General features: G+C 70.5%; 12 protein-coding genes and 1 riboswitch. Of the genes, 6 read left to right on the top strand and 6 right to left on the bottom strand.

All coding sequences use genetic code 11. The annotated features are described in order from the left end of the window. Positions 1-24: 24 nt before the first annotated feature. A riboswitch (cobalamin riboswitch) is annotated at positions 25-165 on the bottom strand. Between the two features lie 37 nt (positions 166-202). The 4 genes from AB0J57_RS09900 to AB0J57_RS09885 all read right to left on the bottom strand — a co-directional run bounded on the left by AB0J57_RS09900 (position 203) and on the right by AB0J57_RS09885 (position 4,170). Beyond that, positions 203-706 carry a GNAT family N-acetyltransferase gene (locus AB0J57_RS09900; RefSeq protein ID WP_366127530.1) on the bottom strand — a complete coding sequence of 168 codons (504 nt, stop codon included), beginning with the start codon at positions 704-706 and terminating at the stop codon, positions 203-205. Positions 707-810: 104 nt separating this feature from the next. Then, complete coding sequence (locus AB0J57_RS09895; protein ID WP_366127529.1) at positions 811-1,023, bottom strand: YbdD/YjiX family protein; 213 nt, start codon at positions 1,021-1,023, stop codon at positions 811-813. A gap of 20 nt (positions 1,024-1,043) precedes the next feature. Next, on the bottom strand, positions 1,044-3,272 hold the full coding sequence (locus tag AB0J57_RS09890; protein ID WP_366127528.1) for a carbon starvation CstA family protein: 2,229 nt from the start codon (positions 3,270-3,272) through the stop codon (positions 1,044-1,046). 133 nt (positions 3,273-3,405) lie between these two features. After that, entirely contained in the window at positions 3,406-4,170 is a 765-nt protein-coding gene (locus AB0J57_RS09885) for a GntR family transcriptional regulator (RefSeq protein ID WP_366127527.1), read from the bottom strand. 294 nt (positions 4,171-4,464) lie between these two features. On the opposite strand from AB0J57_RS09885, the gene AB0J57_RS09880 reads away from it, so the two are divergent. From AB0J57_RS09880 to AB0J57_RS09865, 4 genes are all read left to right on the top strand, one after another. Further along, positions 4,465-5,751, top strand: coding sequence for an extracellular solute-binding protein (locus AB0J57_RS09880; RefSeq protein ID WP_366127526.1), 1,287 nt, complete (start codon positions 4,465-4,467; stop codon positions 5,749-5,751). A gap of 139 nt (positions 5,752-5,890) precedes the next feature. Further along, positions 5,891-6,928 (top strand): ABC transporter permease subunit, encoded by a 1,038-nt coding sequence (locus tag AB0J57_RS09875; protein ID WP_366127525.1) that lies wholly within the window; start codon positions 5,891-5,893, stop codon positions 6,926-6,928. 35 nt (positions 6,929-6,963) lie between these two features. Then, positions 6,964-7,800: a carbohydrate ABC transporter permease gene (locus AB0J57_RS09870; RefSeq protein WP_366127822.1), complete on the top strand. Its 837-nt coding sequence runs from the start codon at positions 6,964-6,966 to the stop codon at positions 7,798-7,800. 8 nt (positions 7,801-7,808) lie between these two features. Beyond that, a complete protein-coding gene (locus tag AB0J57_RS09865; protein ID WP_366127524.1) occupies positions 7,809-9,320 on the top strand; it encodes a glycoside hydrolase family 3 protein in 1,512 nt (503 codons plus the stop codon). Positions 9,321-9,388: 68 nt separating this feature from the next. On the opposite strand, the gene nagB is transcribed toward AB0J57_RS09865, so the two are convergent. Beyond that, positions 9,389-10,174 (bottom strand): glucosamine-6-phosphate deaminase, encoded by a 786-nt coding sequence (gene nagB, locus AB0J57_RS09860; protein ID WP_366127523.1) that lies wholly within the window; start codon positions 10,172-10,174, stop codon positions 9,389-9,391. Between the two features lie 103 nt (positions 10,175-10,277). Between nagB and AB0J57_RS09855 the strand changes: the two genes are divergently transcribed. Further along, entirely contained in the window at positions 10,278-11,327 is a 1,050-nt protein-coding gene (locus tag AB0J57_RS09855) for an SIS domain-containing protein (protein ID WP_366127522.1), read from the top strand. Positions 11,328-11,693: 366 nt separating this feature from the next. Then, positions 11,694-13,163 (top strand): PAS domain-containing sensor histidine kinase, encoded by a 1,470-nt coding sequence (locus AB0J57_RS09850; RefSeq protein ID WP_366127821.1) that lies wholly within the window; start codon positions 11,694-11,696, stop codon positions 13,161-13,163. A 138-nt stretch (positions 13,164-13,301) separates the two neighbouring features. On the opposite strand, the gene AB0J57_RS09845 is transcribed toward AB0J57_RS09850, so the two are convergent. After that, complete coding sequence (locus tag AB0J57_RS09845; RefSeq protein ID WP_003953983.1) at positions 13,302-13,559, bottom strand: WhiB family transcriptional regulator; 258 nt, start codon at positions 13,557-13,559, stop codon at positions 13,302-13,304. Positions 13,560-13,704: the final 145 nt, after the last annotated feature.

The following is a 13,704-nucleotide window of genomic DNA, read 5'->3' as shown; positions in this document are numbered from 1 at the left end:
GGACGTCTGGGCACCCGGGCCGGACGGTCCGGGCGCGCTGTCGGCAGGTCTTCGGACTCGTACGTACACAAAGGCACACCAACACACCGTTGCGGGACAGTTCCGGATTTCCACCGGATTCCCCTGCGGCGACAGCGAGGACGAGCATACATGTGGGGGGCGCGAGTTGAGGCACCCCCCACATGTTGTGTCGGTCGCAGCCTCAGAGGGCCAGCGCGTACGTGGGGAGGGTCACGCCCGGGACGGGCCGCACGTCCCTCTCCGGGGTGCGGACGAACCCCAGCCGCTCGTAGATCCGGTGCGCCGCCCGCATGGACGCCTGCGTGGACAGCACCAGCCGCGCGCACCCCTCCACCGCCCGCGCCCGCTCCACGCACGCCCGTACGAGCGCCTCGCCCGCGCCCCGCCGCCGTGCCTCCCGGGCCACCGCGAGCATCCGCAGCTCGGCCTCCCCGTCGCGGGCCAGGTCCGCCCACGGATCGCCGCCCCGCGCGACGAACGTCACCCCGCCCAGCACCCGTTCGTCCCGCTCCACGGCCACGAGCACCTCCGCCCCGGCGGCCCGCCGGGCCACGTCCCGCAGCTCGATCAGGTACTCGTCGCTCTCCCCGAAGGCCAGGAGCCCGTCCCCGAGGTACGCCTGGGCCGTGATGTCGGCGAGCGTCCCGTGTTCCTCGGGCCGTACCGCCCTGATGGTGATGTCCATGGTCCGAGTGTGGAGGGGTACGGCGACGGGCCGCCGCATTTCCGTCCCCGGAAACACGGCGGCCCGTCGTGCGGTCACCCGCTCAGCAGTACGTCAGCAGCACCTCAGCAGCAGCGGAACCCGTCGCGCGGGTCGGCCTCCCGCGCGTCGGTGCGCCTGCGCTCGAACTCGCGCCGGGTCATCACCTCGGCGCCCGGGTCGCAGCGCCGGGCGTGGGCGACGTACGCGTCGTACGCGCCCTCGCCGGACACCTCGCGGACGTACCAGCGCACCCACCTGACGGCGCGTCGCAGGCGGCCGTCCGGCCGTGCGGTCACGGGGGGCCTCACCGCGGTCCTCACCGGGAGCCGGTCCCGGCCGGCACCTCGTCACCGCTGCCACCGTCCTTGCGGATGCCGCCCTCGGGGCCGAGCCCGGCGGCCACCAGCTCGGCCTTCTCCTCCGCCGTGGGGAAGAGCCCGGCGGGCGCGACGAGCCTGGACGGGGTGTACGGGACCTCGGAGAGCTTCACACCGGCCGGGTTGGTGATGGCCTTGTAGCAGACCCGTCCGGCGTCGGCGATCACCACGACGATGAGGAGGGCGAACAGGGCGGAGAGGACGCCGTCGACCGTGGAGTTGGTGACGACGGTGTGCATGTCGTCCATCGACTTCGCGGGCGGCAGCACCTGCCCGGAGTCGATGCCCGCCTGGTACTTGTCCCGCTGGGCGAAGAAGCCCACCCGCGGGTCCGCCGAGAAGATCTTCTGCCAGCTCGCGGTGAGCGTGACCGCCACGTCCCAGGCGAGCGGCACGGCGGTGACCCAGGCCCACTTCAGGCGGCCCGACTTGACGAGCAGGGTCGTGCAGACGGCCAGCGCCACGGCGGCCAGGAGCTGGTTGGCGATGCCGAACAGCGGGAAGAGCTGGTTGATGCCGCCCAGCGGGTCGTGCACGCCCACCCAGAGGAAGTAGCCCCAGCCGCCGACGACGGCCGCGCTGGCGAACCAGACGCCCGGCTTCCAGCTCACCTGCTTGAAGGGCTTGTAGAGGTTGCCGAGCGTGTCCTGGAGCATGAAGCGGCCCACACGGGTGCCGGCGTCCAGCGTCGTCAGGATGAACAGCGCCTCGAACATGATGGCGAAGTGGTACCAGAACGCCTTCATGGTGGCGCCGCCGAACACCGCGGAGAAGATCTCCGACATGCCGAGCGCGAAGGTCGGCGCGCCTCCGGTCCGGGACAGCAGTGACGCCTCCTCGACGTCCGCCGCGGCCTTCGCGAGCTGGTCGGGGGAGATGGTGAAGCCGAAGTTGGACACGGCTTCGGCGGCGGACTGCACCGTGGTGCCGACCACGCCCGCCGGGGAGTTGACGGCGAAGAAGAGACCGGGGTCGATGATGCAGGCCGCGATCATCGCCATGACGGCGACGAAGGACTCGGTGAGCATGGACCCGTACCCGATCATCCGGATCTGGGTCTCCTTCTGGACCATCTTCGGGGTGGTGCCCGAGGAGACCAGGGAGTGGAAGCCGGACAGAGCGCCGCACGCGATGGTGATGAAGACGAACGGGAACATCGAGCCCGCGAAGACCGGACCGTCGCCACGGCTCGCGAAGTCGGTGACGGCCGGCATCTTCAGGGTCGGCATGGCGAGGAAGACGCCGGCGGCGAGGAGCGCGATCGTGCCGACCTTCATGAAGGTCGAGAGGTAGTCGCGCGGGGCGAGCAGCAGCCACACCGGCAGGACGGAGGCGAGGAAGCCGTATATCACCATCCAGATGACCAGGGTGCCCGGCTCCAGGGTGAAGGTGTCGGCGAGGGACGACTCGGCGACCCAGCCGCCCGCGACGATGGCCAGGAGCAGCAGCGCGACGCCGATGACGGAGACCTCGGTGACCCGGCCGGGCCGCAGCACCCGCAGGTAGACGCCCATGAACAGGGCGATCGGGATGGTCATGCCGATGGAGAAGACACCCCACGGCGAGTGCGCCAGGGCGTTGACGATGACCAGCGCCAGCACGGCCAGCAGGATGATCATGATGGCGAAGACCGCGATCAGCGCGGCCGCTCCGCCGAAGGGGCCGATCTCGTCACGGGCCATCTGGCCGAGCGAACGGCCATCGCGGCGGGTGGAGAAGAACAGCGTCACCATGTCCTGGACGGCGCCGGCGAAGATCACGCCGACGATGATCCAGATGGTGCCCGGCAGGTAGCCCATCTGCGCGGCGAGGACCGGGCCCACCAGCGGGCCCGCGCCGGCGACCGCCGCGAAGTGGTGGCCGAAGAGGACCCGGCGGTCGGTGGGGTGGAAGTCGACACCGTTGTCGAGCCGCTCGGCGGGCGTGGCGCGGGTCTTGTCGACCTTGAGCACCCGGTTCGCGATGAAGCGGGAGTAGAAGCGGTAGGCGATGGCATACGAGCCGAGCGCGGCCGCCAGCATCCAGGCGGCCGAGATCTCCTCACCGCGGGAGAGCGCGAGCATGGCCCACCCGGCCGCTCCCGCGAGGGCCACGAGCGACCAGATGACGATCGACCGCGGAGTGAGGCCCGTCCCTGAAGAGTTGGGTGGTGCCGACGGCTCTGGCATGGTGCACGTCCCCTCGCTGATCACCTGTAATGCGCAGGAAATCTAGGGGAGGGTTTCGCGCAGCGTCACCCCCCGTCCGCATATCGGTACGGCAACGCTTTACGGCCCGGCCGCCCGCCGGCACCCGGGGGACTCAGCCGTTCGGCCGCTTGAGCCTCGCCACGAACTTGTACCGGTCGCCCCGGTACACCGAGCGCACCCACTCCACCGGTTCGCCGTTCTCGTCCAGCGAGTGGCGGGAGAGCATCAGCATCGGCAGGCCCACGTCCGTGCCGAGCAGGCCCGCCTCCCTGGGGGTGGCCAGCGAGGTCTCGATCGTCTCCTCGGCCTCGGCGAGGTGGACGTCGTACACCTCCGCCAACGCCGTGTAGAGCGAGGTGTACTTCACCAGCGAACGCCGCAGCGCCGGGAAGCGCTTGGCGGACAGGTGCGTCGTCTCGATGGCCATCGGCTCACCGCTCGCCAGCCGCAGCCGCTCGATGCGCAGCACTCGTCCGCCGGGCGAGATGTCGAGCAGCCCGGCGAGGGTGTCGTCGGCCGTCACGTACCCGATGTCGAGGAGCTGCGAGGTGGGCTCCAGGCCCTGCGCGCGCATGTCCTCGGTGTACGAGGTGAGCTGGAGCGCCTGGGAGACCTTCGGCTTCGCGACGAACGTGCCCTTGCCCTGGATGCGCTCCAGGCGCCCCTCGACGACCAGTTCCTGCAGCGCCTGGCGCACGGTCGTGCGGGACGTGTCGAACTCGGCGGCGAGCGTGCGCTCCGGCGGTACCGGCGTACCCGGGGGCATGGTCTCCGTCATGTCCAGCAGGTGCCGCTTGAGCCGGTAGTACTTGGGCACGCGCGCGGTGCGGGTGGCTGCCCCGCCCTCGGTCTCGGTGCCGCCCCCATCCGTGGCCATGACCCGCCTTCCCGACTCCTGTGCTGTTGCCGTCACCGGCTCCTCCGTCTATTGCGGCTCACATGGTGGCACGGACCGGTCACGGGTCGTCGCCCTCCCTCAGGTGTCGGTCCGGTAACGGACCCGACTGCCCTTCTTATACACCCTTGACACCCCTAAAGGTCTAGGCCAAGCTCCGGGTTACTGGTCTAAACCATTAAAGATCAGGTCCCAGTCCCACGGGCAGCACGGGCAGTACACCGGTATGGCTTCGCGGTGGGGGCAGGGTTTGCAGGCATCCCTGAGGAGGGTGGCGTGAAGCGCAAGCTCATCGCGGCGATAGGCGTCGCGGGCATGATGGTCGGCATTGCCGCGTGTGGCTCGGACGACGGCAAGGGGGGCGGCGCCGGCGCGGACGGCAACAAGACCCTCACCGTCTGGGTGATGGACGGCTCGGCTCCGGACGCCTGGATCAAGAACGTCAACAAGGAGTTCGAGGCCAAGCACAAGGGCGTCAAGGTCAAGGTCGAGATCCAGCAGTGGAACGGCATCCAGGAGAAGGTCACCACGGCCCTCTCCGAGGACACCCCGCCGGACGTCATCGAGCTGGGTAACACCCAGACCGCGGGCTACGCGGCCACGGGCGGCCTCGCCGACCTGACCGAGGACAAGGCCAAGCTCGGCGCCGACGGCTGGAACAAGGGCATGCTCGCCTCCAACGAGCTGGACGGGAAGCTCTACTCCGCCCCCTGGTACGCCGCCAACCGCGTCGTCGTCTACGACAAGGCCGCCTTCAAGAAGGCCGGTGTGACCCCGCCGAAGACCCGCGCCGAGTGGATCGACGGCCTGAAGAAGCTCAAGGCGACCGACCCCAAGACGCAGCCCATCTACCTGCCCGGCCAGAGCTGGTACGTCTACGCCGGCTTCGTGTGGGACGAGGGCGGCGACCTCGCCGTCAAGGACGGCGACAAGTGGAAGGGCAACCTGTCCTCCCCCGAGGCCGTGGCCGCCATGAACTTCTACAAGGAGCTCCAGTCGTACTCGACCGCTCCCAAGGACAAGGACGAGGCGACCCCGCAGCAGTCGACCGACATCGTCCCCAAGGGCGGCGTCGCGTCCTGGATCGGCCTCGGCTGGGAGGCCGGCGGCGCGATCGACGCGATGAAGAAGGCCGGCAAGACCGCCGACTTCGGCTACTTCCCGATCCCGGGCAAGACCGCCGACAAGCCCGGCTCCGTCTTCTTCGGCGGCTCGAACCTCGCGGTGTCCGAGCGCTCGCAGAACAAGGACCTGGCCAAGGAGTGGCTGGCCCTGGCCGCCGGCAAGGAGCACATGGCCAAGTACGCCGAGGCCACCCAGGGCGCGCTGCTGCCGAACAACGACGCGGCGCAGTTCAAGCCCGCCGCCGGTTCGTTCGCCGAGGCGATGGCCAAGGCCGCGCCCGTCGGCAAGATCACCCCGGTCACCCCGGGCTGGGCGAACGTCGAGACCGCCCCGAACCCGATCAAGGACTACATGACCAAGGTGCTCAAGGGTGAGGACGCCAAGAAGGCCGGCGAGGCGGCCGACAAGGTGATCACCGAGCGCGTCAACCAGCAGTAGTCGTACCGGCCGCGGGGCGCCCCAGGGGTGCGACCCGCGGCCGGTCGCCACAGCCGCCCGGTGGTGCGACCGGTATCCCCACGCCGGTCGCACCACCGGGTCATGACCCGGTCAGCCCAGAACCGCGAGGAAGAAGACCATGACCGTGGACTCCCAGGGAGCGGTGAGCGCCGCTCCTCAGGCCGCGCCTCCTCAGGACGCGCCCGGGAGGGCGGCAGGGACGTCGAAGACCCCGCCACCCCCGTCCGGCCCGAACCAAGTCCTCCAGCCTCCTCGCGGCAGACGCTCCCTGCCCCGCGGGGTACTGCCCTACCTGCTGATAGCCCCTGCCGTCCTCTCCATGGCGGTGCTGCTGCTCTACCCGCTGGTCCGCAATGTGATCCTCTCCTTCCAGCAGGTGGGCCGGAGGGAACTGATCACCCGTAAGCCCGAGTGGATCGGCGCCGAGAACTACACACAGCTCCTGGGCGACTCGGAGTTCTGGACCGTCGTGGTCCGCAGCGTCGTCTTCACGGCCGCCAACGTCGTCCTGATCATGACCGCGGGCACCCTGATCGGTCTGCTGCTCAACCGGCTCGGCAAGAGGATGCGGCTGCTGCTGTCGCTGTCGCTGATGCTCGCCTGGGCCATGCCGATCGTCGCCTCCGTCACCGTCTTCCGGTGGCTGTTCGACGAGCAGTTCGGCGTCGTCAACTGGCTGTTGCGCACGCTCGGTTTCGCCGGCTACGAGCAGCACAACTGGTTCGAGACCGGCTTCTCCACCCTCGTCATCGTCACGCTCCTGGTGGTCTGGGGCTCCATCCCGTTCGTCGCGCTCAACATGTACGCCGGTCTGACCACCGTCGGCGGCGAGCTGTACGAGGCCGCCAAGATGGACGGCGCGAACGGCTGGCGGACCTTCTGGTCCGTGGTCTTCCCGAACCTCAAGCCCTTCTTCCTGATCACCACGTTCCTGGAGATCATCTGGGTCTTCAAGGCGTTCGCGCAGGTCTACGCGATGAACCTGGGCGGCCCCGACCGGGCCTCCGAGACCCTCCCCGTCTTCGCCTACATCGAGGGCCAGGGTCAGTTCCACTACGGCGTCGCCGCCGCCATCTCGGTACTGACCATCGTGATGCTGATCGCGGCCATGTCCTTCTACTTCCGCCTGATCCTGAAGCAGGAGGAGGAGCAGTGAGCACCACCACCACACCCGCCCGGGCCCCGCAGGTCCTGCGCCGCAGGAAGCCGCTGCGGCCCGGGACCGTCGCCAAGAACCTCGCCGCGCTCGTCCTCGCCGTGCTGTTCGTCTTCCCGGTCTACTGGATGCTCAGCTCGTCGCTGAAGCCGCAGTCCGAGATCCTCAGCAAGGACCCGGTGTTCCTCTTCGCCCCCACGTTCGAGAACTACCCGACCGCCACCGGCGTCGACCTGTTCTGGACGTACGTGGGCAACAGCCTCACCGTCACGATCGGCGCCGTGCTCCTCGCCCTGGTCGTCGCCCTGGCCGCGAGCTTCGCCATCGCCCGGATGAAGTTCCGCGGGCGCAAGGGCCTGGTGCTGGGCGTGATGATGGCCCAGATGGCCCCCTGGGAGGTCATGGTCATCGTGATGTACATGATCGCCCGCGACGGCGACATGCTGAACAGCATCCCGCTGCTGACCGCCGTCTACTTCGTCATGGTGCTCCCCTTCACCATCTGGACCCTGCGCGGCTTCATCGCCGCCGTCCCGGTGGAGCTGGAGGAGGCCGCCCAGATCGACGGCTGCACCCGGGGCCAGGCCTTCCGCAAGGTGATCTTCCCGCTCCTCGCGCCCGGCCTGATGTCCACCTCGCTGTTCGGGTTCATCACCGCCTGGAACGAGTTCGCGATGGTCCTGATCCTCAACAAGGACAAGGCCGCGCAGACGCTGCCCCTGTGGCTGACCCAGTTCCAGACGGCCTTCGGCAACGACTGGGGGGCCACCATGGCCGCCTCCTCGCTCTTCGCGCTCCCCGTCCTCATCGTCTTCCTCTTCCTCCAGCGCCGGGCCGTCGGCGGCATGACCGCCGGCGCAGTGAAGGGATAACGCCCCTCATGACGACTCTCGTACCGGGCAGCCCCACGCTGACGCGGGACGCCCTCGCCGTCCTCCAGCCCGGCTTCACCGGCACCACCGCCCCCGACTGGCTGCTGCGCCGCATCGGCGAAGGGCTCATGTCGGTGGGCCTGTTCGGGCGCAACATCGCCACGCCCGGGCAACTGACCGCGCTGACCGCCCGGCTGCGCGCCGAGCGGGACGACGTCCTGGTCGCGATCGACGAGGAGGGCGGCGACGTCACCCGCCTGGAGGTGCGCACCGGATCGTCCTTCCCCGGCAGCCTCGCGCTCGGCTCGGTCGACGACACCGGCCTGACCCGGGCCGTGGCCGCCGAACTCGGCCGCCGGCTCGCCGCCTGCGGAGTCGACTTCAACTGGGCGCCCTCCGCCGACGTCAACTCCGACCCGGGCAACCCGGTCATCGGCGTACGGTCCTTCGGCGCCGACCCCCAGCTCGTCGCGCGGCACACCGTGGCGTACGTCGAGGGCCTCCAGGGCGCCGGAGTCGCCGCGTGCACCAAGCACTTCCCCGGCCACGGCGACACCAACGTCGACTCCCACCACGCGATGCCCCGCATCGATGTGGACCTCGACACACTCCACGCGCGTGAGCTGGTACCTTTCCGCGCCGCGATCGCCGCGGGTTCCAAATCGGTGATGAGCGCGCATATCCTGCTTCCCGCGCTCGACCCGGACCGCCCGGCGACCCTGAGCCCGCGGATCCTCACCGGTCTGCTCCGCCAGGAGCTGGGCTTCGAGGGCCTGATCGTCACCGACGGCATGGAGATGCAGGCCATCGCCTCGGCGTACGGCATCGAGCGCGGCTCCGTCCTCGCGATCGCCGCGGGTGCCGACGCCCTGTGCGTCGGCGGCGGCCTGGCCGACGAGGAGACCGTACTGCGCCTGCGCGACGCGCTGGTCGACGCGGTACGGACCGGCGAACTGTCCGAGGAGCGGCTGGCCGACGCGGCGGCGCGGGTGCGCGCGCTGGCGTCGTGGACCCAGGCGCACCGGGCCAGGGGGGACCGGACGGAGCCGGGCGCGGCTTCAGAGGAGGGGACCGCGCCCGGCACCGACATCGGCCTGGTGGCCGCGCGGCGCGCGCTGAGCATCACCGGCTCGCGCGAGCCGTTCACGGCCCCCGCCCATGTCGCCGCCTTCACCCCGGTCGCCAACATCGCCGTCGGCGACGAGACCCCCTGGGGCGTCGGCCCCGAGCTGGCGCGGCTCCTGCCGGGGACGACGACGGGGGCGTACGCCTCCGACGCGGCCGTGGAGCGGGTGCTGCGGGACGCGGGGGAGCGGCGGATCGTCGCGGTCGTCCGGGACGTCCACCGCCACCCGTGGATGGCGGGTGCGCTGGACGCGCTGCTGGCGGCCCGCCCGGACACGGTGGTCGTCGAGATGGGCGTGAACCAGGCACCGCCGCGTGGGGCGCTGCACATCGCGACGCACGGGGCGGCGCGGGTGTGCGGGATCGCGGCGGCGGAGGTCATCGCGGGGGCGTGAGCACATATGCGCGAAGGGCCGGTACCCCGATGCGGGGTACCGGCCCTTTCGCGCGCGTGGCGCAGCGCTCAGATGCCCTGCCAGGAGGGCTTGTTGGCGTACGTGTGGCGGAAGTAGTCGGCGAGCTTCAGCTTGGAGGCGGCCGCCTCGTCGACGACGACCGTCGCGTGCGGGTGGAGCTGGAGCGCGGAGGCGGGTACGAGGGCGGCGACCGGGCCCTCCACGGTCTGGGCCACGGCCTCGGCCTTGCCCTCGCCGGTGGCGAGGAGGACGAGGTGGCGGGCCTCCAGGATGGTGCCGATGCCCTGGGTGATGACGTGGTGGGGCACCTGGTCGATGTCACCGTCGAAGAAGCGCGCGTTGTCGACGCGGGTCTGCTCGGTCAGCGTCTTGATGCGGGTGCGGGAGGCGAGCGAGGAGCACGGCTCGTTGAAGCCGATGTGCCCGTCGGTGCCGATGCCGAGTATCTGGAGGTCCACGCCGCCCGCCTCGGCCAGCGCCCTGTCGTACGCCTCGCACGCCGCCTGGACGTCCTCGGCGGAGCCGTCGGGGCCCATGAAGGCGTCGGGGCTCAGCCCGAGCGGCTCGACGACCTGGCGCAGCACGGTGGAGCGGTACGACTCGGGGTGCCCGGCCGGCAGCCCGACGTACTCGTCCAACTGGGCGACCCGGGCGCGCGAGACGTCCACGGCGCCCGCCCGGACCTTCGCGGTGAGCGCCTCGTAGATCGGCAGCGGGGTGGAGCCCGTGGCCACGCCGAGCAGCGCGTCGGGCTTGCGGCGCAGAAGGCCGGCGATGCCCTCGGCGATGAGCTCGCCGCCTGCCTTGGCGTCCTGGACGATGACAACTTCCACGCTGGGCCTGCCCATCTCGGAGTGACGTATGTGGTATAGACCAATCTAGCAGAATGGCCCTCCCGACTGGCGGCTTCTCGGGCGCCCGTGCTCGACTGTGCGCATGAGCGACCAGCCGGGCCGGATCATGTCCGGGGAGATGGCCGAGCAGCCCGCCGTGCTGCGCCGGATCCTGGAGCAGGGCGCGCCGGCCATCCGTACCGTCGCGGAGGCCGTCAAGGCGCGCGGACCCCGCTTCGTCCTGCTCACGGCACGCGGTACGTCGGACAACGCCGCCCTGTACGCCAAGTACCTGCTGGAGATCCGCCTCGGCCTGCCCTGCGGGCTGACGTCGATGTCGACGACCACCGCCTACGGCGCGAAGCCCGACCTCACCGACGTCCTCGTCATCACGGTCAGCCAGTCCGGCGGCTCACCGGACCTGGTCGCCTCCACCCAGGCGGCCCGGGAGGCGGGCGCGGTCACGCTCGCCGTCACCAACAACCCGGACTCGCCGCTCGCGGCGGTCTCCGAGCACCACATCGACATCCTGGCCGGCCCGGAGAAGGCGCTGCCCGCCACCAAGACCTACACCGCCTCGCTGCTCGCCCTCTACCTCTTCGTCGAGGGCCTGCGCGGCGACGGCGGGGCCGCCACCGCCCGCGCCGTCCCCGGTCTGGCGGCCCAGGTCCTGGACCGCCGCCCCGAGGTCCGCGCCCTGGCCGGCCGCTACCGGTTCGCCGAGCGCATGGTGATCACCTCTCGCGGATACGGCTACCCCACGGCCAAGGAAGCCGCGCTGAAGCTGATGGAGACCAGCTACATCCCCGCCCTCGCCTACTCGGGCGCCGACCTGCTGCACGGCCCGCTCGCCATGGTCGACAACATCTCGCCGGTCATCGCGGTCGTCCCCGACGGCAAGGGCGGCGCCGCGCTCCAGCCGGTACTCGACCGCCTCCGCGGCCGCGGCGCGGACCTCGTCGTCATCGGGCCCCGCCCGCAGGTCGCGGCCGCCTCGGCCGGTTTCGTGCTGCCCACGGAGGGGCTCCCCGAGGAGCTCCAGCCGATCCTGGAGATCCTGCCGCTCCAGCTCCTCGCCTACGAGGTCACCATCGCCCGTGGCCAGGACCCCGACGCCCCCCGCGCCCTCGCCAAGGTCACCGAGACGCACTGACGCCGGCGCGCACCCCGGAGAAAAGCGCCCGTGAAACACCCACGGGCCGCGGCGCCAGGACGGGACCCTCAACCCGTCCGGCACCGCAGCCCGGAGTTGCGCCGGCCGTCGGGTGTGCGGTCCCGCGGCCGTGTGGAGGACTCGGCGCAGTCAGGGCAGAGAGCGCCGGGTACCTCGATCCACCCTCCTGTGCGGGGAGGGCGGAAGCCTTACATGGTTACATGTTCACATCGTCATTGTGGACTAGACCAATCCGGTCTGTCCATGGAACTGAGCATGCGATCGATAATCCATCGCCCATACTCCCTCACCCACCGGCAGAACACCAGGCTCCCGTGCCCGGGTACGCTCGCACATGTGCCCTCCATGAACGACCTCGTACGCCAGCACACCGCTCTGAGTGAGTCCGACCTCGAGTGGCTCCACCTGCTGGTGTCGGAGTGGCAACTGCTCTCCGACCTCTCCTTCGCCGACCTCGTCCTGTGGGTCCCCACCCTGGACGGCACCCGGTACGTCTCCGTCGCCCAGATGCGGCCCAACACCGGCCCCACCTCCTACCAGGACGACATGGTCGGCCACCTCGTTCCGCGCGGCCGCCGCCCCCTGCTCGACGCCGCGCTCGACGAGGGCCGGATCGTGCGCGAGGGCGACCCGGAGTGGCGCGAGGAGGTCCCGGTACGGGTCGAGTCCATCCCCGTACGCCGCGAAGGCCGCGTCCTCGGAGTGATCGCCCGCAACACCAACCTGCTCACCGTCCGCACCCCCAGCCGGCTGGAGCTGACCTACCTCCAGTCGGCCTCGGACCTGGCGCAGATGATCGCCGCCGGCACCTTCCCCTTCCCGGGGCAACAAGTCGACATGGACGCCTCCCCGCGCGCCGGTGACGGACTGATCCGCCTCGACGCCGACGGCGTCGTCCAGTACGCCTCGCCCAACGCCCTCTCCGCGTACCACCGCCTCGGCCTCGCCGCCGACCTGGTCGGCCAGCACCTCGGCCAGATCACCGCCGAACTGGCCCCCTCCCGGGGCCCGGTCGACGAGGCCCTGGTCAAGCTGGCCAGCGGCTACGCCCCGCGCGAGACGGAGGTGGAGGGGAACGGCGGGGTGATCCAGCTCCGGGCGATCCCCCTCAAGCCCAAGGGCACGCGCATCGGTTCGCTCGTGCTGCTGCGCGACGTCACCGAACTGCGGCGGCGCGAGCGCGAGTTGATCACCAAGGACGCCACCATCCGGGAGATCCACCACCGGGTGAAGAACAACCTCCAGACCGTCGCCGCCCTGCTGCGGCTCCAGGCCCGCCGGATGGACTCCGACCGGGGCCGCGAGGCGCTCAACGAGGCGGTGCGGCGCGTCGGCTCCATCGCCATCGTGCACGAGACGCTGTCGCAGAACCTGGACGAGCGCGTCGAGTTCGACGAGATCGCCGACCGGGTCATCTCGATGGTCGCCGAGATCTCTCCCGGCAAGGTCACCTGCCGCCGCAACGGCCGTTTCGGCATCCTCGACGCCGAAGTCGCCACCCCGCTCTCGATGGTCCTCACCGAGATCCTCCAGAACGCCCTGGAGCACGCCTTCGCCCCGGCCGAACACGGCACGGTCGAGGTCTCGGCGGTACGCGGCGACACGCGCGCCCGTGACGCCCGTCTGCTGATCACCATTCAGGACGACGGCGGCGGCCTGCCCGAGGGCTTCGACCCGCAGCGCGCCGGCAACCTCGGCCTCCAGATCGTACGGACGCTGGTGGAGGGGGAGTTGGGCGGTACGTTCGACATGCAGCCCGCCCCCGGGCGCGGTACGCGGGTCGTGCTCGACATCCCGGTGACGCCCCAGAAATAGCAGCGAGCCCCGGACCGTGGGAGACGGTCCGGGGCTCGAACGCTTTGGGTTACTGCTGCGCGCTGCGGCTCGGGAGGCGGGTCAGTGCGTACACGCTGTACGCGCCGCCTGGCTTCAGGCTCGTAGCGGTGGCGTCGCTCAGGCGCTGGCGTTACGCGCCCGGTTCCGGGCGGCGCGGCGCTTCATCGCGCGGCGCTCGTCCTCGCTGAGGCCACCCCAGACGCCGGAGTCCTGGCCGGACTCGAGCGCCCACTGCAGGCACTGCTCCATGACGGGGCAGCGACGGCAGACAGCCTTGGCTTCCTCGATCTGCAGCAGCGCAGGACCGGTGTTGCCGATGGGGAAGAACAGCTCGGGGTCTTCCTCACGACAAACGGCGTTGTGACGCCAGTCCATGGCTGCTACCTCTCCTTGGTGTTGCATGCAGGTTGCTTGTGAATGTGAACGCTTTCACGAATCCCTCAACAAGTGAAGGGCCGACCGCCAGATGAACTGGTGTGGTCCTGGATTTGAGGAGGGGTTCTGGCTTTCACTGGAGGCC

The sequence above is a fragment of the Streptomyces sp. NPDC049837 genome, from assembly GCF_040674455.1.
Taxonomy (GTDB): domain Bacteria; phylum Actinomycetota; class Actinomycetes; order Streptomycetales; family Streptomycetaceae; genus Streptomyces.
This window is presented reverse-complemented; position numbering and strand designations above follow the sequence as displayed.